The sequence below is a fragment of the Xanthobacter albus genome (genome assembly GCF_043194895.2).
GTDB lineage: Bacteria > Pseudomonadota > Alphaproteobacteria > Rhizobiales > Xanthobacteraceae > Xanthobacter.
The window spans coordinates 1,571,627-1,590,487 of record NZ_CM195532.1; the positions used below are offsets into that span (position 1 = coordinate 1,571,627).

The 18,861-nt window shown below is 70.8% G+C and carries 15 protein-coding genes and 2 riboswitches; of the genes, 2 read left to right on the forward strand and 13 right to left on the reverse strand.

The features are described 5' to 3' along the window. The first annotated feature begins 20 nt into the window (after positions 1–20). Positions 21–230, forward strand: a complete 210-nt coding sequence (locus tag V5F75_RS07060; RefSeq protein ID WP_394035778.1) for a hypothetical protein — start codon at positions 21–23, stop codon at positions 228–230. 157 nt (positions 231–387) lie between these two features. On the opposite strand, the gene gcvPB is transcribed toward V5F75_RS07060, so the two are convergent. From gcvPB to tesB, 13 genes are all read right to left on the reverse strand, one after another. Continuing rightward, positions 388–1,965: an aminomethyl-transferring glycine dehydrogenase subunit GcvPB gene (gcvPB, locus tag V5F75_RS07065; RefSeq protein WP_394035776.1), complete on the reverse strand. Its 1,578-nt coding sequence runs from the start codon at positions 1,963–1,965 to the stop codon at positions 388–390. A 38-nt stretch (positions 1,966–2,003) separates the two neighbouring features. Next, entirely contained in the window at positions 2,004–3,371 is a 1,368-nt protein-coding gene (gene gcvPA / locus V5F75_RS07070) for an aminomethyl-transferring glycine dehydrogenase subunit GcvPA (protein WP_394035774.1), read from the reverse strand. Between the two features lie 60 nt (positions 3,372–3,431). After that, a complete protein-coding gene (gcvH, locus tag V5F75_RS07075; RefSeq protein ID WP_394035772.1) occupies positions 3,432–3,809 on the reverse strand; it encodes a glycine cleavage system protein GcvH in 378 nt (125 codons plus the stop codon). A 3-nt stretch (positions 3,810–3,812) separates the two neighbouring features. Beyond that, positions 3,813–4,976 carry a glycine cleavage system aminomethyltransferase GcvT gene (gene gcvT, locus V5F75_RS07080; protein WP_394035770.1) on the reverse strand — a complete coding sequence of 388 codons (1,164 nt, stop codon included), beginning with the start codon at positions 4,974–4,976 and terminating at the stop codon, positions 3,813–3,815. Positions 4,977–5,030: 54 nt separating this feature from the next. Continuing rightward, positions 5,031–5,130: riboswitch (glycine riboswitch) on the reverse strand. Positions 5,131–5,133: 3 nt separating this feature from the next. Continuing rightward, a riboswitch (glycine riboswitch) is annotated at positions 5,134–5,238 on the reverse strand. A gap of 236 nt (positions 5,239–5,474) precedes the next feature. Continuing rightward, positions 5,475–6,347, reverse strand: a complete 873-nt coding sequence (locus tag V5F75_RS07085; RefSeq protein WP_509212152.1) for a hypothetical protein — start codon at positions 6,345–6,347, stop codon at positions 5,475–5,477. Between the two features lie 180 nt (positions 6,348–6,527). Then, positions 6,528–7,826, reverse strand: coding sequence for a M16 family metallopeptidase (locus V5F75_RS07090; RefSeq protein ID WP_394035766.1), 1,299 nt, complete (start codon positions 7,824–7,826; stop codon positions 6,528–6,530). Positions 7,827–7,897: 71 nt separating this feature from the next. Next, positions 7,898–9,274 (reverse strand): M16 family metallopeptidase, encoded by a 1,377-nt coding sequence (locus V5F75_RS07095; RefSeq protein WP_394035804.1) that lies wholly within the window; start codon positions 9,272–9,274, stop codon positions 7,898–7,900. 299 nt (positions 9,275–9,573) lie between these two features. Then, on the reverse strand, positions 9,574–10,245 hold the full coding sequence (locus tag V5F75_RS07100; RefSeq protein ID WP_394035764.1) for a hypothetical protein: 672 nt from the start codon (positions 10,243–10,245) through the stop codon (positions 9,574–9,576). A 62-nt stretch (positions 10,246–10,307) separates the two neighbouring features. Beyond that, positions 10,308–10,832 (reverse strand): signal peptidase II, encoded by a 525-nt coding sequence (gene lspA, locus V5F75_RS07105; RefSeq protein WP_394035762.1) that lies wholly within the window; start codon positions 10,830–10,832, stop codon positions 10,308–10,310. Positions 10,833–10,848: 16 nt separating this feature from the next. Then, positions 10,849–13,839: an isoleucine--tRNA ligase gene (gene ileS / locus V5F75_RS07110; RefSeq protein ID WP_394035760.1), complete on the reverse strand. Its 2,991-nt coding sequence runs from the start codon at positions 13,837–13,839 to the stop codon at positions 10,849–10,851. 425 nt (positions 13,840–14,264) lie between these two features. Next, entirely contained in the window at positions 14,265–15,626 is a 1,362-nt protein-coding gene (locus tag V5F75_RS07115) for an ammonium transporter (RefSeq protein WP_394035758.1), read from the reverse strand. 29 nt (positions 15,627–15,655) lie between these two features. After that, on the reverse strand, positions 15,656–15,994 hold the full coding sequence (locus V5F75_RS07120; protein WP_234050913.1) for a P-II family nitrogen regulator: 339 nt from the start codon (positions 15,992–15,994) through the stop codon (positions 15,656–15,658). A gap of 309 nt (positions 15,995–16,303) precedes the next feature. Continuing rightward, on the reverse strand, positions 16,304–17,179 hold the full coding sequence (gene tesB / locus V5F75_RS07125; RefSeq protein WP_394035756.1) for an acyl-CoA thioesterase II: 876 nt from the start codon (positions 17,177–17,179) through the stop codon (positions 16,304–16,306). A gap of 317 nt (positions 17,180–17,496) precedes the next feature. Between tesB and V5F75_RS07130 the strand changes: the two genes are divergently transcribed. Continuing rightward, complete coding sequence (locus tag V5F75_RS07130; protein WP_394035802.1) at positions 17,497–18,708, forward strand: ubiquinone biosynthesis hydroxylase; 1,212 nt, start codon at positions 17,497–17,499, stop codon at positions 18,706–18,708. The last annotated feature ends 153 nt before the right edge of the window (positions 18,709–18,861 follow it).

The following is an 18,861-nucleotide window of genomic DNA, read 5'->3' on the forward strand; positions in this document are numbered from 1 at the left end:
TCTAAGAAGGAGGTGGCGTCATGCTGAAAGTTGCACTTCTCATCTGGGTCATCCTGTCCGTCGCTTTCGCCGGCTCCCTCGTGCTGATCGTCCTGCTGGTGCCGACCCCGGCGCAGAGCGACATGCGGGCGATTCCCATCGCCGCCGCCATCGGCGCGCTGCTGGCCATTCCCGCGTCCCTGTTCGTGGCGAAGCGCATTATCGCGCTGAGCGCGAAGCAGCGCGGCTGAGGATCCGGCCCCTCGTTCCGGTCGCCGCCGCGGGGCCACCGCGCGGCGGGGCCGGGAGCGTCAGGGGCCGCGAGGGCGCGTTGGGAGCACACGAAAAAGGCCGGTGAGCTTGCTCACCGGCCTTTTTCGTGTGGGCGTCTGTCCCGGTCTGCGGGCGTCACTCCGCCGCTTCGGACAGCGCCTGCGGCCGCGTCCAGCGCAGCACCGGGGCGCGGGCGGCGCGGGTCTCGTCCAGGCGCCGGCGCGGGGCGTAGTGGGGTGCGCCGAGAAAGCGCTCGGTGTTCCCCGCTTTGGCCGCCATGGCGAGGTCGCGCAGGGCGGCGATGAACAGATCGAGGGAGGCCTTCGATTCGCTCTCGGTCGGCTCGATGAGCATGGCTCCGTGCACCACCAGCGGGAAATACACGGTCATGGGGTGGTAGCCCTCGTCGATCAGCGCCTTGGCCATGTCGAGGGTGGAGATGCCCGTGCCCGCCAGCCAGGCGTCGTCGAACAGCGCCTCATGCATGGCCGGCCGCTCGGCGAAGGGGGCGGACATGACATCCATCAGGCTCGCGCGCACGTAGTTGGCGGCCAGCACCGCATCCTCGGAGGCCTGCCGCATGCCATCGGCACCGTGGGAGAGCATCCAGGCGAAGGCGCGCACGAACATGCCCATCTGCCCGTGGAAGGCGCTCATGCGGCCGAGGGACTGCTCCGCGCCCGGCGCTCCTTCTTCCTCCACCAGGGCGAGGGCGCCGTTCCGCTCCACCAGCGCCGGCACCGGGGCGAACGGGGCCAGGGCGGGCGAGAGCACCACCGGTCCCGCGCCCGGCCCGCCGCCGCCGTGGGGCGTGGAGAACGTCTTGTGCAGGTTGATGTGCATGGCGTCGACACCGAGGTCCGCCACCTTCACCTTGCCCAGGATGGCGTTGAAATTGGCGCCGTCGCAGTAGAAATAGGCGCCCGCCGCGTGCACGGCGGCGGCGATCTCCACGATGTCGCGCTCGAACAGGCCGCAGGTGTTGGGATTGGTGAGCATCAGCGCCGCCACCTCGGGGGTGAGCGCGGCGCGCACCGCTTCCGCGTCCACCGTGCCGTCGGCGCGGGCGGGGATGGCCTTCACCTGATAGCCGATGAGGGCGGCGGTGGCCGGGTTGGTGCCGTGGGCGCTCTCGGGCACCAGCACGATGTGGCGCGCCTCGCCGCCGGCGAGGTGGGCGGCCTTGATGGCCATCATGCCCGTGAGCTCGCCGTGCGCGCCGGCCTTGGGCGGCAGGGCCACCGCCGCCATGCCGGTGAGCGCCATGAGATAGCGGGAGAGTTCCGCCATCAGCTCCAGCGCGCCCTGCACGGTGGAGGCGGGCTGCAGCGGGTGCACATCGGCGAAGCCGGGCAGGCGCGCCACCTTCTCGTTGAGGCGCGGATTGTGCTTCATGGTGCACGAGCCGAGCGGGAACAGCCCGCTGTCGATGCCGTAATTCATGCGCGAGAGGCGCACGTAATGGCGCATGGCCTCCGGCTCGGACAGGCCGGGCAGCTCGGGCGGCGCGGAGCGCTTCAGCCCGCCGAGGCGGTCGGGCCCGCCCTTCGGGAGCGGCAGGTCGACGCCGGAGACATCCGGGCGGCCGATCTCGAAGATGAGGCCCTCTTCCAGGTCGAGGGCGCGGTTGCCGGTGAAGGTTTCCGGCGCGGCGGCCAGGGGGGAGGCAACAGGGGCGTTCGGCGCGGTGGCGCCACGGCCTTCGCGGTTCATGGCTCAGCTCCAGAATGGGAATGTGCGGCGGGTGCGGCTCATGCCGGCACCCCGGCGGGCGATTGCGAGAGAACCTCGGCGAGGGCGGCGGCATAGGCCGCGCGGTCGCCTTCGGTCGTCACCTCGGTGGCCGCCACCAGCAGGAGATCGTCGAGCCCCGCATCCGGCGCGAGGCGCGCATAGGGCACGCCGGCGAGGATGCCCCGTTCAGCCAGCTTTTCCACCACGCCCGTCGCCGGGCGCGGCAGGCGCACGGTGAACTCGTTGAAGAAGGCGCCGTTCAGCACCGCGACGCCGGGCACCGCCGCCAGCCGGTCCGCGAGGTCGCAGGCGGCCTCGTGGTTGAGCGCGGCGAGGCGGGTGAGGCCGCCCTGGCCGAGCAGCGTGAGGTGAATGGTGAAGGCGAGCGCGCACAGGCCCGAATTGGTGCAGATGTTGGAGGTCGCCTTCTCGCGCCGGATGTGCTGCTCGCGGGTGGAGAGGGTGAGCACGAAGCCGCGCCGGCCTTCCGCGTCCACGGTCTCGCCGGCGAGACGGCCGGGCATCTGGCGCACGTATTTCTGGCGGGTGGCGAACAGGCCCACATAGGGCCCGCCGAAGTTCAGCGCATTGCCCAGCGACTGGCCCTCGCCCACCACGATGTCGGCACCCTGCGCGCCCGGCGGCTCCACGAGGCCGAGGGACACCACCTCCGTGAACACGGCCACCAAAAGCGCGCCCGCCTTGTGGGCGGCTTCCGCGATGGGCCTGAGGTCCACGAGGTTGCCGAACACGTCCGGGCTCTGCACCACCACGCAGGAGGTGGTGGCATCGATGGCGCCGATGAGGTCTTCCCCGCCCTCGGGTCGCGCGGGCAGGACCGCCACCTCGTCCCCGGCATAGCGCGAGACGGTCTCGATGGTGGCGCGGTAGTGCGGGTGCAGGTTGCCCGCCAGCACCGCCTTGGGGCGGCGGGTGACGCGGTGGGCCATCAGCACCGCCTCGGCGGCGGCGGTGGAGCCGTCGTACATGGAGGCGTTGGCCACCTCCATCCCCGTCAGCTCCGCCACCTGGGTCTGGAACTCGAACAGGTATTGCAGCGTGCCCTGGGCGATTTCCGGCTGGTACGGCGTGTAGGAGGTGAGGAACTCCGAACGCTGGATCAGGTGATCCACCGTGGCCGGCACGTGGTGGCGATAGGCGCCCGCGCCCAGGAAGAAGGGCACCGCGCCCGCCGCCGTGTTGCGGGCGGCGATGCGGGAGAGCGCGCGCTCCACCTCCATCTCGCCCTGGGCGTCGGGCAGGGGCGGCAGCGCTGTGGCGCGCTTCTCGGTAGGAATGTCGGCGAACAGCGCGTCCACGGACGCGACGCCGATGCGCGCCAGCATCTCGGCGCGGTCCTCGGCGGTGAGGGGAAGGTAGCGCATGGAAAAGGGTCTCACACCATCTGGCGGCGAGGGGCGCCGCGCGCGGGGCGCGGCGGGCGCTCAGCCGAGGCTTTCGACGAAGGCCTTGTAGGCGGCCTCGTCCATCAGGGCGTCGAGCTGGGAGGGGGCGGCGATCTTCAGGCGCAGGAACCAGCCCGCGCCTTCCGGCTCCGCGTTCACCAGGGCGGGGTTGCCCTCCAGCTCGGTGTTCACGGCGGTGACGGTGCCGGCGAGGGGCGCATAGACCTCGCTCGCCGCCTTCACGCTCTCCACCACCGCCACTTCCTTGCCCTGCTCCACCACCTTGCCGAGCTGGGGCAGCTCCACGAACACTACGTCGCCGAGCTGGCTCTGGGCATAGTGGGAGATGCCCACCACGCCCTCGTCGCCCTCGACGCGCACATATTCGTGGTCCTTGCTGTAGCGCACGCTGGTCATGCTTCAGGCCTCTTTCGGGGATGTGCGCGCGTAACGCGCCGGCACGAAGGGAAGGGGGACGACGGTGGCGGCGAGCGCCTTGCCGCGCACCAGGAGATCGAGCCGGGTGCCCGGCGCGGCGAGGCGCGGCGGCACATAGCCCATGGCCACGGGGGCGTTGAGGCTGGGCGCGAAGCCGCCGGAGGTGACGCGGCCCACGCTCTCGCCCCCCTGGACGATCTCGGCGCCCTCGCGGGCGGGCGCGCGCCCTTCCAGCCGCAGGCCGACGCGCACGCGCGCCGGGCCGTGCTCCAGCTCCGCGCGGATGCGGTCCGCGCCGGGAAAGCCGCCTTCCACGCGGCGGCGCTTCTGGATGGACCAGGCGAGGGCCGCCTCCACCGGCGAGGTGGTGGCGTCGATGTCGTGGCCGTAGAGGCAGAGCCCCGCTTCCAGGCGCAGGCTGTCGCGCGCGCCGAGGCCGATGGGCTTCACCTCCGGCTCGGCCGCGAGGGCGGCCCACACCTTCTGCGCATCCGCTGCCGGCACCGAGATCTCGAACCCGTCCTCGCCCGTGTAGCCGGAACGGGAGACGTGCACGGGGATGCCGTCGAAGGCGGCCGGGCCGGCTTCCATGAAGGCGAGGTCCAGGGCCTGCGGGCAATGGCGGGCCATCGCGCGCGCCGCCTCGGGGCCCTGCAGGGCGATGAGGGCGCGGTCGAGCTGCGGCACGAGGCGCACGCCCTGCGGCAGGTGACGCTCGATGTGCGCGAAATCGGCGGCCTTGCAGGCGGCGTTCACCACCAGCAGCAGGCGCCCGTCGTCCTTCGGATCGCGCGGGCGGGTGACCATCAGGTCATCGAGGATGCCGCCTTCCCGGTTGAGGAGCTGGGAATAGCGCTGCCGGCCGGGGGGAAGGTTCACGATATCCGCCGGCACCAGTGCCTCCAGCGCGCGGGCGCAGGCGGCATGGTCCGGCCCCTCCAGGACCGCCTGGCCCATGTGGGAGACGTCGAACAGGCCGGCGTGGGTGCGCGTCCAGTGGTGCTCGGCGAGAATGCCCTCGGCATATTGCACCGGCATCTCATAGCCGGCGAACGGCACGATGCGGGCCCCGAGCGCCACATGGGCGGCGAACAGGGGGGTGGTGTGCAGCAGGGTCTTGAGCAGAGGGTCGGCGGCGTGCGTCATCGCAGCTCCGGGGATAGCGCCAGGGTGGAGGACCATGAGTCCTTCGGGCGCCCCCTCTGTCTGCGGAACCTGAGAGATTTCACCGTGCCGTGTGGACCGGCGCGGCTTACTCCTTCGGTGAGCCTGCGGCTTGCGCCGCGGCTTCTTTCCAGAGCGTCGTCCCCCTGCGGTCCTTTGGCCTGAGCGGTTCCGGGGCGGTTGCGCCTTCGGCGCCGGTTCTGCCCGCCCATGGCGCGCAGCCGGTCTCTCCCGCAGGGTTCATCCGAGAAGATGCCGGAAACGGCCTCGGCTTTCGCCGCGAATCCGTTCCATAGGCAACTTCGATCGCACAATAAGAAAATCCATGGCAGCGTCAACAGCCCGTCGCTGCAGACCTTCGTCGCAGGCGGGCAGGCCCGCGCCGGGCGTCCCGGCCCGCATATGAAAATGCCGCGCGGGCGACGACGGCCCGCGCGGCATCCAACTATCGAGCGTATGGCCGCAGCCGGCCCGCGCCGCTCAGCGCGGGGGAGGTTCGAAGCCGCCCGAGGCGGGCGGGGCCGCGAAGCCGCCGCCGCTGCTGGTGGACCCCGAGGGCGGCGGCCCGAACACGTCGCTCGCCGGCGCGCCGGGATCGGACTTGGGCGCCGCGGGTGCGGCGGTGGCGGCAGGCGCGCTCTCGGCGGCCGGCTTCGGCTTGGGCTTCGAGGGGCGCGGGCGCGCGGCCGCGGGCTTGGCCTTCTCGCCCTGCGAGTCGTAGCCCACGTAAACCACGTAGCGTTCCACATCCTCCGGCTTGGGCAGCGGGAAGCTCAGCTGGTCCTCCACCACGGTGAAGGCGGTCTGCTGCTGGCCGGCGGGAATCTCCACCGGCACCGTGAAGAATTTCGTCGCGATGGTCTTCGGGTTGGGGCCTTCTTCCACCACCGCGAGGCGCACGGGCACACGCACGGTGCCGGGCGCACCCTTCTCGCCCATGAGCAGGCGGCCCTCGATGCCCACCTTCACGTTCATGGTCTGGCCGTTGATGGCGCATTCGCGGGCGAGCTGGCCCACGTTGCCCTGATATTTCAGGGCGCCCCCCTCGGAGACCTGCCACGTGCCGGCGCCGGTGCGGATGGCGACGGGCGGACAATTGTAGGTGACCGCGTTCGGCCCGGTGCCGACGGTGAGGGCCGGGGTCGCGGCGCTGGAGACACCGGCGGCGTTGCCGGTGGCCACGCCCACGTCCTGGCCGCCGAAGGCGCCGTCGAGGCCCTCGCCCCCGGCGCAGCCCGCCAGGGCCAGCGCCACCGCCAAGCCGACAAGGCCGCGTGTGGGAGTGCCTGCCTGCGTGGAAGCCTTCCGGCTCCCGAAGTCGCCTCCCAGGCCACCCTCCATGTCGCTTCCCATGTCGCTCATCTCCATAGGCTCATGCACATGGCATGGTTATAGCAAACGGCGCCGCGGACGCACCGTGCCGGGGCCGGCAATTTACCCTTTGGTGACCAAAAGCCGGAAACATGGTGAACGCGCGCCGCGCACGCCCGCGCCGAAGGGCCCCGCAAAGGGGGCCCTCCAAGGGGCTGGGCCTCAGCCGCCGGAGAGGCCCACGGGCTTGCCCACCACCACCACCAGGGCCTTGCGCGCATCGGCGAGGCGGCCGGCGACGCGCTTGATGTCGTCCAGCGTCACCGCCTCCACCAGGGCGTTGCGGCGGTCGATATAGTCGATGCCGAGCTCGTCGAGCTGGATCTGCAGAAGCTGGCCGGCGACCTTCGACGACGTGTCGAACCGCAGGGCGTAGCTGCCGGTGAGGTAGCTCTTGGCTTCCTTCAGCTCCTCCGGCGTCGGCCCCTGGTCGAGGATGCGCTGGAACTCGGAGGTGATGAGCGAGATGGATTCCGCCGCCCGCTCGTTCTTGGTGGCGGTGCCGGCGAACCACAGGCCCACGTGGGCGAGGGCCACCTGATAGGAATAGACCGAGTAGGCGAGCCCGCGCGCCTCCCGCACTTCCTTGAACAGGCGGGAGGAGAACGCGCTGCCGCCCAGGATGTGGTTGAGCACGTAGGCGGCCATGAAATCCGGGTCGCGCCGCTCCAACCCCACCGTGCCCATCACCACTACCGACTGGGGCACGTCGAGGGGGATGATGTCCACGGTGCCGATCTTCTGCGGCGTCACATTGGCCACCGGGGTCAGCTCGGCCTTGTCAGGCAGGGCGCCGAACACCGCGTCGAGCCGCTTGCCCAGCTCCTCGGGCGTGATGTCGCCCACCACCGCCACGCGCAGGTTGGAACGCGCCAGAGTGCGCTTCGCGAAGCCGGCGATGTCCTCCCGCGTCAGGCCGGGCACGCTCTCGAGCGTGCCGTCCACCGGCCGGCCGTAGGGGTGGCCGGGGAAGGCGAGGGCGTACCAGCGGTCATTGGCGATGGCGTTGGGCTCGGTGGAGCGGCGGCGCAGGCCGGCCATGATGGCGGCGCGGATACGCTCCACCGCCTCGGTGTCGAAGCGCGGCTCGTTCACGGCGAGGCGCATCAGGTCGAAGGCCACCTCGCGGTTCTCGGAGAGGGTGCGCAGCGATCCGCGCATCTCGTCGCGCCCGGCGTCGAAGTGCAGCTCCACCGCATGGTCGGCCAGCCTCTGCTGGAAGGCCTGGGCGTCCAGGTCGCCGGCGCCCTCGTCGAGCAGCGAGGCGGTGAGGTGGGCGAGGCCCATCTTCTGCGCCCCGTCCTGCGCCGCGCCGCCCAGGAAGGCGAACTCCATGGCGATGAGGGGCAAGGTGGTGTCGTGCACCAGCCACGCCTTGATGCCGCCGGGGCTCGTCACCTCGGTGATGCGGCTCGACTGCTGGGCCTGGGCCTCGGTGTTGGAAATGAGCGAGAGAGCCATCGTCACCATCACGAGAAAGAGCCAGCCGGCGGCCGCGAGGGGCCGTCCGGCGCAAGCGGGGGAGAGCGCCCTCACGAGCGGTCGTCCTTCTTCGCCGCAGCGGGCGCGGAGGGGGGCTGCGCGGAAGCGGCCGGCGCGGTCTTCAGATAGCCCGTCACCGCCCGCTCGCTGGTGAGGTAGCGCCTGGCGGCGGCCTGCATGTCGGCGGCGGTCACCGCCTTCACCCGGTCGGGCCACGCGCGCACCTCGTCGGCGCTGGTGCCGGTGGCCCAGGCCGCGCCATAGATGCGCGCGAGGGTCGCCTGGCTGTCCTGGGCGTAGACCATGTCGGCGGTCAGGCGGGTCTTGGCGCGCTTCAGCTCCAGCTCGTCCACGCCCTTCTCCGCCACCTCGGCCACGACGGCGTCGATGGCGGCCTCCAGCTCCTCCAGGCTCACGCCGGGGCGGGGGCTGGCGTAGACCACGAAGCGGGTGGCGTCATGGGCCGTGCCCTGATACCAGGCGCCGGCACCCGCCGCGAGGCCCTTCTCGGCCACGAGCTGTCGGTAGAGCCGCCCGGTCTGCCCGCCGCCCAGGATCTGGGAGAGCAGCTCCAGCGCCTCCGCCTCACGGGGGGCTGCGGTGCGCTCGGAGGGCACGAGGTAGGAGCGCTGCACGCTCGGCTGGGCCACGCGGGCATCGGCCAGCGCCACCCGTCGGTGGGCCTGGGGCTCGGGCTCCTGCGGGCGGTCGCGGGCCGGGGTGTCGGCGCGGGCGACCTTGCCGTAGGTCTTCTCCGCCAGCGCGCGCACCTCGTCCGGGTTCACGTCGCCGGCCACCACCAGCAGCGCGTTGTTGGGCGCGTAATAGCGGCGATAGAAGGCGAGGGCGTCTTCCCGGTTGAGCTGCTTGATCTCGTGCTCCCAGCCGATGATCGGGTGCTGGTAGGGATGGTTCACGTAGGTGGTGGCCTGCATGATCTCGCCGAGCCGGGCGCCGGGCTCGTTGTCGGTGCGCATGCGGCGCTCCTCCAGAACCACGTCGCGCTCCGGCAGCACCACCTCGTCGGAGAGCTTGAGGCCGGTCATGCGGTCGGCCTCGAAGCCCATCACCTTCTCCAGGTGCTCCTTGGCGACGCGCTGGAAATAGGCGGTGTAGTCCTGGGAGGTGAAGGCGTTCTCCTGCCCGCCCAGGCGCGCCACCTCGGCCGAGAACGCGCCCTGGGGGTGGGCCTCGGTGCCCTTGAACATCAGGTGTTCCAGGAAGTGGGCGATGCCCGACTTGCCCGGCTGCTCGTCGGCCGAGCCCACCTTGTACCACACCATGTGGGTCACCACCGGCGTGCGGTGGTCCGGGATGACCATGACGGTCAGGCCGTTGTCGAGGGTGAACTGGGAAATGTCCGGACCCGCGGCCGAGGCGGCGCGGGGGGCGAGCGCGGCGGCGCTCGCGGCGAGGATGGCGACCATGGCGAAACGGCTCGTCTTCACGTGGCGGATCTTCCGGCAGTGCACGCGCCGGAGGGCACGCACGTTTCTTGAAAGATAGGAGCTTCGCCGGGGAAGGCCAGGGGGCGCCGCAGGAATTGAACGCCGCGCGGCCGGGGCGGCGGCCCAGAGCGCCGCGTCATCGCACGCGCGGCTTGGGCGCTGCTTGGGCGCGGCGGCCGGCGAGAGCCGGGCCCGCCGAATGCGGCGCGGCCCGTAGGCATGAGAACCCGGCCGGGCGCGAGGCGCGCTCCGGCCGTCGGGAATTGACCGGTTCCGGATCAGTTGGTCCGGTCGAACAGGGTCGGCATCTTCCACTGCTCCTGCTTCTTCTCCACCACGCCATAGGGCGCGTTGGGGGCAGGGGTCTGGTAGCCGGCCGGGGGCTGCAGAAGGGTCTCGCGCTCCGGCTCGCCGTTGAAGGTGAGGGGCTTTTCCTTCTCGCCGCTGAAGCTCGGCAGCCAGCCGCGGGCGCCGAGCTCGCTCGGCATCAGCTCGTCGCGCCGGGTGCCGGTGGGTACCGGCTCGGTGGGGATGACGCCCAGGATCTTCTTGCGGCCCTTGTTCAGCTCGGAGGGCAGCAGCGGCCGGCCGGGATCGTCGCGCACCACGGGGGCGTTGGCGGCGGCGGCCTCGCGCTGGCGGCGGGCCACGTCGGGGTCCTTGGGCCAGTTGGGGTTCTTCCGGTGGGCGGCGTCCTCCGGCGAGGGCAGGGCCTCGGCGGAAGCGGCCGGCGGCACCACCAGCGGCGCGCGCTCGCGGTAGTCGATCTCCGGCTTGCCCTGCTCTTCCTTGAGGCCGAACAGCTCCATCATGCTGTCCACCGGATTGGCGTTGAACTGCTCCTGCTGCGCGGCGGCGGGCCGCGCCAGGGGGCCGGCCAGCAGCAGGCCCAGGGCGCAGGCGCCGGAGAGGGTCTTAAAGGCCGCGAAGGCCGTCTTCGAATGCTGCATCGGCCTCGCCGGGGTCGCGGCATCGGGCCGGAATGTCGGGTTCACGCGCATGGTGCTCCCCTTCAAGGCTCGCGCTCTGCTTCAGGTTTTGACGCCATAGGCGTCGGCGAGGGCGGCGTTTTTGAGGCACGCCCGAAGAAAGCGTCATAAAGCAGCAAGGCGACGCCGCCAACCACCGCGATGTCGGCCACGTTGAACACATACCAGCGCAGGCCGTAGGCGTGCAGGGAGATGAAGTCGAACACCGCGCCGTAGACCACCCGGTCCACCGCATTGCCCAGGGCGCCGCCGATGAGCAGGCCGAGGCCGAGCGCCTCCGCCGTGCGGTGCGCGCGCGTGAGCCACGCCGCGAAGGCGAGGGCGGCCACCACCTTGATGGCCACCAGCACCCAGCGCCCCGTCTCTCCCTGCGGGAACAGGCCGTAGCTGATGCCGGCGTTCCACAGGGCCACGAGGTCGAGGAAAGGCGTCACGGGCACCAGGCCCGGCCCCTGCGCCGCCATGAAGGCGATGGCCCAGGTCTTGGTGGCCTGGTCGGCCACCAGCACCAGAAGGGCGGTCAGCAGTCCCAGCCGAAGTCGGGTCATGGCGCCTCTCCCACTGTCATTCCGCCGCGGCGGCGTAGAATTCCCGCAGCGCCGCCGCGTCGCGCGGCGTCACGTCGGGAAATTCGGGGTCCGCGCCCACCTCGGGCGAGATCTTCCAGGAGCGGGCGCACTTCCTGCCCTCGGCGCGGGCCGGCACCACGGCGACGCCGGGCACCTCGGCAAGGCGGAAAGCGTCCGCCGGCCCCTCGGCGCGCGCGAGCGTGGCCGCGCTGGTGATGCAGATCTCCGCGAGGTCGAGCCCCGCGAAGGCATCGGCCAGGGCCTCGTCGGTCACGTAGACCACCGGGGCCGCCTCCAGCGAGGAGCCCATGCGCTTCTGGGCGCGCTCCACCTCGAGCGCGCCGAGCACCACGCGCCGCACCTGCCGCGCCCGGCGCCATTTCTCCGCGAGGGCGGGGTCGCGCCAGCTTTCCGGCGTTTCGGGGAAGGTCACGAGATGCACCGAGCCTTCCTCATCCCCCGTGCGGGCGATGTAGGCCTCCTCGGTGGTGAAGGGCATGATGGGCGCGAGCCAGGCGACTACCCGGTTGAAGGTCTCGTCCAGCACCGTGAGGCAGGCCCTGCGGGTGAGCGAGGACAGGGGATCGCAATAGAGCGCGTCCTTGCGCACGTCGAAATAGAAGGCCGAGAGCTCGATGTTCATGAAGGCGGTGAGCAGCGCATGCACCTTCTTGTAGTCGAAGGCGCGGTAGGCGGCGCGGATCTCCCCGTCGAGCTCGCTCAGCCGGTTGAGGATGAAGCGCTCCAGCGAGGGCATGTCGGCGAACGCCACCCGCGCCTCCGGCCGGTAGTGGTGCAGCGAGCCGAGCAGCCAGCGGATGGTGTTGCGCAGCTTGCGGTAGGTGTCGGCCGTGGTCTTCAGGATTTCCGGGCCGATGCGCAGGTCGTCCGAATAGTCGGAGGCGCACACCCACAGACGCAGGATATCGGCGCCGGAGGCCTTGATGACCTCCTGCGGCGCGGTGACGTTGCCAAGCGACTTGGACATCTTGCGTCCGTCCTCGTCCAGTACGAAGCCGTGGGTCAGCACGGCATCGTAGGGCGGGCGGCCGCGGGTGCCGCAGCTCTCCAGCAGGGAGGAATGGAACCAGCCGCGATGCTGGTCCGAGCCCTCGAGGTACATCACGCGGTCCTTGCCCAGCGGCGCGCGCACCGCCTTGAGATCGTCGCGCACCTCCAGGGTGAAGGTGTGGGTGGAGCCGCTGTCGAACCACACGTCGAGGACGTCGTTGACCTTCTGCCAGCCCTCGTCGGCGCGCTCGCGCAGGAAGCGCTCGCGCGCGTTTTGCTGGAACCAGGCGTCGGCGCCTTCTTCCTCGAAGGCCTGCGCGATGCGGGCGTTGACCTTGCGGTCGCGCAGGATCTCCACCGAGCCGTCGCCCACCTCCCGCACGAACACGGCGATGGGCACGCCCCAGGCGCGCTGGCGGGAGACCACCCAGTCGGGCCGGTTGGCGATCATGCCGGTGATGCGGTTCTCGCCCGCCGCCGGCACCCATTCCACGGTCTTGATGCCAGCGAGCGCCCGCTCGCGCAGGGTGTCGGGCACGTTGCCGTCGAGGGTGGCGGGGCGGGGCGCCGCCGTGCCGTCCGCGGTGCGGATGTCCTGGTCCATGGCGATGAACCATTGCGGCGTGTTGCGGAAGATCACCGGCTTCTTGGAGCGCCAGGAGTGGGGATACTGGTGCTTCACCCGCCCGCGCGCGAGCAGGTTGCCGGCGGCGACCAGCGCCTCGATGACGGCGCCATTGGCATCGCCCTTCTCGCCCTTCTCGGTGATGACGCGCTTGCCCTCGAAGCCGGGCGCCTGGGCGGTGTAGAAGCTGTCCTCGTCCACCGGATAGGGGATGGCGGGGCTGATGCCGCGCTCCTCCAGCCAGCGGCGGTTCTGGGTCCAGATCTCGAAATCCTCGCGGCCATGGCTGGGCGCGGTGTGGACGAAGCCGGTGCCGGCGTCGTCGGTCACGTGGTCGCCGTCCAGCAGCGGCACCTTGAAGCCATAGCCGAGGGCGGCCAGGGGATGGGCGCAGATGAGGCCGCCCAGCTCGGCGGCGCTCACATCCCGTACGCGTACGAAGGCGCCGACGCGGGCCTGCCTGAAGACATCGCCGGCCAGATTGTCGGCGAGGATGAGGCGATCCCCCGCCCTGGCCCAGTTGTCGGCGGGTGCCTCGGTCACCTCATAGAGGCCGTAGGCGATCTTCGAGGAGAAGGAGATGGCGCGGTTGCCGGGGATAGTCCAGGGCGTGGTGGTCCAGATGACCACGCAGGCACCGCCGAGATCGTCGCTGACGCCGGCCGCCACCGGGAACTTCACCCACACCGTGTCGCTCGTGAAGTCCTGGTATTCCACCTCGGCCTCGGCCAAAGCGGTCTTCTCCACCACCGACCACATGACCGGCTTGGAGCCGCGATAGAGCAGGCCGTTTTCCGCGAACTTCATGATCTCGCGGGCGATCTGCGCCTCGGCGGCGAACGCCATGGTGGTGTAGGGGTGGTCCCAGTCGCCTTCCACGCCCAGGCGCTTGAACTCCTCGCGCTGGATGTCCAGCCAGTGCTGGGCGAAGGCGCGGCATTCCTGGCGGAAGGCCACCATGGCGGCGGCATCGGAGAAGTCGGGCTTGGCCTTGCCCTTCTTGCGGTAGTTCTCTTCCTCGATCTTCCACTCGATGGGCAGGCCGTGGCAGTCCCAGCCGGGCACGTAGTTGGAATCGTGGCCCAGCATCTGCTGGGAGCGCGTCACCACATCCTTCAGGATCTTGTTGAGCGCGTGGCCGATGTGGATGTTGCCGTTGGCATAGGGCGGGCCGTCATGGAGCACGAAGCGCGGGCGCCCGCGTCCCGCCTCGCGCAGGCGGGCGTAGAGGCCGATGCGCTTCCAGCGCTCCAGCAGCTCGGGCTCCTTCTTCGGCAGCCCGCCGCGCATGGGAAATTCGGTCTCCGGCAGCAGCAGGGTCTTGGAATAGTCGGGGGTCTGTTCGGTCATGACGGGCTCGGGAAGGGGCCGCGGGGCGGCCGATGGGGGAGAAACGCGGGGTCAAGGGTCCCGGCTCCCCCGCGCGCCTCAGTCGCGCCGGCGGGGGACCGGGCCGATAATTCGCGCGCCGGGCACACGCGGAGCACCGGCGCGCGACGCGGTGCCGCGCGGCCATGGCGTTTCGCCCCATGCGTGCGGGGCCGTTGCGACGTGGGTCATCCTCGGGCCGTGTGAAGCCAATCCGAAGGCCGGCTTCTAGCAGGCGGCCGAGGCCGGGGAAAGGGCGCAGATGGGCGCGCCCGCGCGCCGCCCGCTCCGGACGCAAAAAGACCCCGGCGCTGGAAGCGCCGGGGTCCGTTGGTTCCCCTCTTTTTATTTGGGACCGGACAGGCCGGGAAAACGGCCGGGGGCGGCGGGCGCCCCCGGGGATCAGGTCACGAGTGGTAGGCGCGCTCGCCGTGCTCGTTGATGTCGAGGCCCTCGCGCTCCACGTCCACCGACGGACGCAGGCCGACGATGATGTTGAGCACGAAGAAGATGATGGCCGACACGACACCCGACCACACGATGGTCACGAGGGTCGCCTGGGTCTGCACCCACACCTGGTGGCCCATGGAATAGTCGGCCACGCCGGCGCCGCCGAGGGCGGGCGACACCAGGATGCCGGTGCCGATGGCGCCGATGATGCCGCCGACGCCGTGCACGCCGAACACGTCCAGGCTGTCGTCATAGCCGAGGGCGTTCTTCACCGCGGTGCAGAAGAAGAAGCAGACGATGGCCGCGACGATGCCGAGCACGATGGCGCCCATGGGACCGGAGGCGCCGCAGGCCGGGGTGATGGCGACCAGGCCGGCCACTGCACCCGACGCGCCGCCGAGCATGGAGGGCTTGCCGCGCACCAGCCACTCGATCACGAGCCAGCCCACGACGGCGCCGGCGGTGGCGAGGAAGGTGTTCACCATCACGAGGGTGGCGAGGCCGTTGGCTTCGAGGTTCGAGCCGACGTTGAAGCCGAACCAGCCGACCCACAGCAGGGAGGCGCCGACCATGGTGAAGGCCAGCGAGTGGGGCGGAAGCTGCTCCTTGCCGTAGCCGATGCGCTTGCCGACGATGATGGCGCCGACGAGGCCCGCGATACCGGCATTGATGTGCACCACGGTGCCGCCCGCGAAGTCGAGGGCGCCGAGGGTGAACAGGTAGCCTTCCGAGAACCACACCATGTGGGCGATCGGGAAGTAGACGAAGGTGCCCCACAGCACGGCGAACAGGATCACCGCCGGGAACTTCACGCGCTCGGCGAAGGCGCCGATGGCGAGGGCCGGAGTGATGGCCGCGAAGGTCATCTGGAAGGCGATGAAGGCGAACTCGGGGATCTGCACGCCCTTGGTGAAGGTATCCGCGAGGCTGTCCACGGTGACGCCCGCCAGGAACGCCTTCTCGAAGCCGCCGATGAAGGCGTTGCCGGAGGTGAAGGCCAGCGAGTAGCCGTAGATCGCCCACACCAGCATCATCACCGCGGTGATGGTGAGCACCTGCATGAGGACGGAGAGCATGTTCTTGGCGCGCACGAGGCCGCCGTAGAACAGGGCGAGGCCGGGGACGGTCATGAGCAGGACGAGGACCGTGGAGGTCATCATCCAGGACACGTCACCCTTGTTCACGGTGGAGACCGCCGCGGCGGCGGCGGGGGAGGCGGCCGCCGGCGCCATGTCGGGCTGGGCAAGCGCCGGCAGGGCGAAGGCCGCCGCCGCCAGCAGCGCGGGAACGCCCGCGCGGGTCCACGTCTTGAACGTCATGGAAGAAGGCTCCGTAAAATGAGGAAGGCTCAAAGCGCGTCGGCGTCGGTCTCGCCGGTGCGGATGCGCACGGCGTGGTCGATGGCGAGAACGAAGATCTTGCCGTCGCCGATCTGGCCGGTCTTGGCGGAGGCGGTGATGGCCTCCACGACCTTCGAAACCTGGTCGGCGGCCACCGCCACCTCGATCTTCAGCTTCGGCAGGAAGCTCACGGCATATTCAGCGCCGCGGTAGATCTCGGTGTGGCCCTTCTGCCGCCCGTAGCCCTTCACCTCGGTCACGGTCAGTCCGTGGACGCCGATACCGGTGAGGGCGTCGCGCACCTCCTCCAGCTTGAATGGCTTGATGATGGCCATGACGATCTTCATGGATCGGTCCCTGTTCCCTGGTGGCCTGGATCCGGCGCCGCGAGGCCCACCCCCGCGTGCCGGCCAGCCGGTGTTTTCTGTCGGCTCCGCCGAGCGGGACGGGGAATTCCGCGCCGCGGCAGGCAAGCCTGTTTCCAGGGAATCAAGGACCGTGCCAGATGCGGCGAGGCGCGGAGTCCCGCTGCTTATTTTCTCGCCATGCGGGTCAAGGGCGTGGCGGCGCCCGATGGTCGCCGCTTTTTCAGCCTGTTTTTTAGGCGACACGCTTCAAAGATGGTCAACAGATGGTATTCCCCGCTTGCACGCCCCTCATTTGGGCGTGACGCGGCGCATCAATCCTTCCTGCGTCGCCGAAGCCACGAGAACCCCCTCGCGGGTGAAGAACTCGCCCCGGCAGAACCCGCGCGAGCCGAAGGCGGCCGGGCTTTCCTGGCTGTACAGAAGCCATTCGTCGGCCCGGAACGGCCGGTGGAACCACAGCGCGTGGTCGAGGCTCGCCACCTGCAGGTCGCGATCGAACACGGAGCGCCCATGCGGCAAAAGGGCCGCCTGGAGCAGCGAGAAGTCCGAGGCGAAGGCCAGGACTGCCTGATGCGTGGGCAGATCGTCCGGCAGCCCCGCCCGCGCGCGCACCCACAGGCTGGGCCGCGCCCCGGCGCTGCCGATATAGGAGGGGTCCAGCGAGGTGGGCCGGATCTCCAGCGGCTTGATGGCCATCCAGTCGCGGCTCGCCGCCTCGGGGAAGCGCTCCAGCAGGCGCGCGCGCCAGGCTTCGTCGGGCGGCAGCTCTTCCGGCATGGGCACCTTCGGCATGGTGCTCTGGTGTTCCAGGCCGTCCTCCTCCAGCTCGAACGAGGCGGACATGGAGAAGATGGCCCTGCCGTGCTGGATGGCCACCACGCGCCGGGTGGTGAAGCTGCGCCCGTCGCGGATGCGCTCCACCTCGTAGACGATGGGGATGGTGGGGTCGCCGCCCAAAAGGAAATAGCCGTGGAGCGAATGGGTGACGCGCGGCGCGTCCACGGTGCGGCGCGCCGCCACCAGGGCCTGCGCCACCACCTGCCCGCCGAACACGCGCCCGCCGCCCGGATTGCCGCTGCGACCCCGGAACAGATTGATCTCCAATTGCTCCAGATCGAGGATAGACAGAAGCGCTTCAACGTCGGAAGACGGCGTGTCGGTCATGAGGATCGGCCTTGCGGAAGGCCCGCGGGGCGCGGGCGGCGGGTGTGAGGATGACGAGGCACGAAGACGCCATGCGCCCATGAGGCGCGTCAAGTCCGTATAGGTGAAGATCATGACGTTCGCGTCGATGCCGGCCCCGGCCGGGGCGGGATGAGCCCGCCGGGCCCGCGGCGCGGGCAGGTATGCGGCGAAGATACCGGCCGGGAGATCCCGGCCAAGCGACCCTGTGAGGAGACTGTTCCATGAGTGGCCTGTTCGAGCCCGCCACGGCGCCTTCGCCCTATACGGGTCCCGGTGTCTTCCTCGCGCCGGCGGCGATGTCCGACGTGGCCATCGTCGGCGGCGGGCTGGCGGGGCTCAGCCTTGCGCTGGCGCTGCGGCAGGGGCTGGGCGCCGACGCGCGCATCACGCTGTTCGATCCCGCCCTGGCCAATCCGGTGATCGACGACGAGCGCTGCTCCGCCATCGCCGCCTGCGGGCGCCGCATGCTCACCGTGCTCGGCACATGGCCGCGCATCGCGGCGCAGGCCCAGCCCATCCTCTCCATGGTGGTGACCGACAGCCGCACGCGGGACGTGGCGCGCCCCACCTTTCTCACCTTCGACGGCGACGTCGTCCCCGGCGAGCCCTTCGCCCACATGGTGCCGAACGCGGTGCTCCAGGCCGCGCTCATCGCCGATGCCGAGGCCGCCGGGATCGAGCTGCAGGCCGAGACCGTGTCCGCCTTCGCGCCCGAGGGCGCGGGCATGGCGCTCACCACCGGCACGGGCGCGAGCCTCTCCACCCGGCTGCTGGTGGCCTGCGACGGCGCCCGCTCGCGCCTCAGGTCCATGGCCGGCATCGAGACCGTCTCCTGGGGCTATGGCCAGAGCGGCATCACCTTCACCGTGGAGCATGAGCGCCCGCACGAGGGCCGTGCGGAGGAGCATTTCCTGCCGGCCGGGCCGTTCGCCGTGCTGCCCCTGCCCGGCAACCGCTCCGCCATCGTGTGGACCGAGCGCACCGAGGATGCCGAGCGCATCGCCGCCCTCCCGGCGCCTCTGTTCCAGGAGGAGCTGGAGCAGCGCTTCGGCCATCGCCTGGGCTGGGTGAAGGCGGTGACGCGGCCGCGCCCCTATCCGCTCGGCTTCTCCATGGCGCGCAGCTTTGTCGGCGACAGGCTGGCGCTGGTGGGGGATGCCGCCCATCTCATCCACCCCATCGCCGGGCAGGGCCTCAACATGGGCCTGCGCGATGTCGCGGCCCTGGCGGAGGCGGTCACCGATGCCGCCCGCGTGGGGCTGGACTTCGCCTCGCCCCAGGTGCTGGAACGCTACCAGCGCTGGCGCCGCTTCGACACCCTGGCCATGGGCATCGCCACCGACGGCCTCAACCGCCTGTTCTCCAACCACTCGGACGCCCTGCGCGCGCTGCGCGACGTGGGCCTTGGGATGGTGGACCGCCTGCCGCGCCTGAAGGGCCTGTTCATCCGCGACGCGGCGGGCCTCACCGGGGCGGTGCCGAAGCTGCTGCGCGGCGAGGCGCTTTAGGCGCCGCGCAGGGGGCGTCTGTCTCGGAACGGAGGCGGTGCGAAGGGCCGGCAGGACGCGGTTCTTGCGATTCGCCCCGCTTTCTTCCGGCGCGGCTGGCGGGTGGCGCGCGGGACGTCGGGGGATTCAGCTCGCTGACCTGTCGCTTCCGCT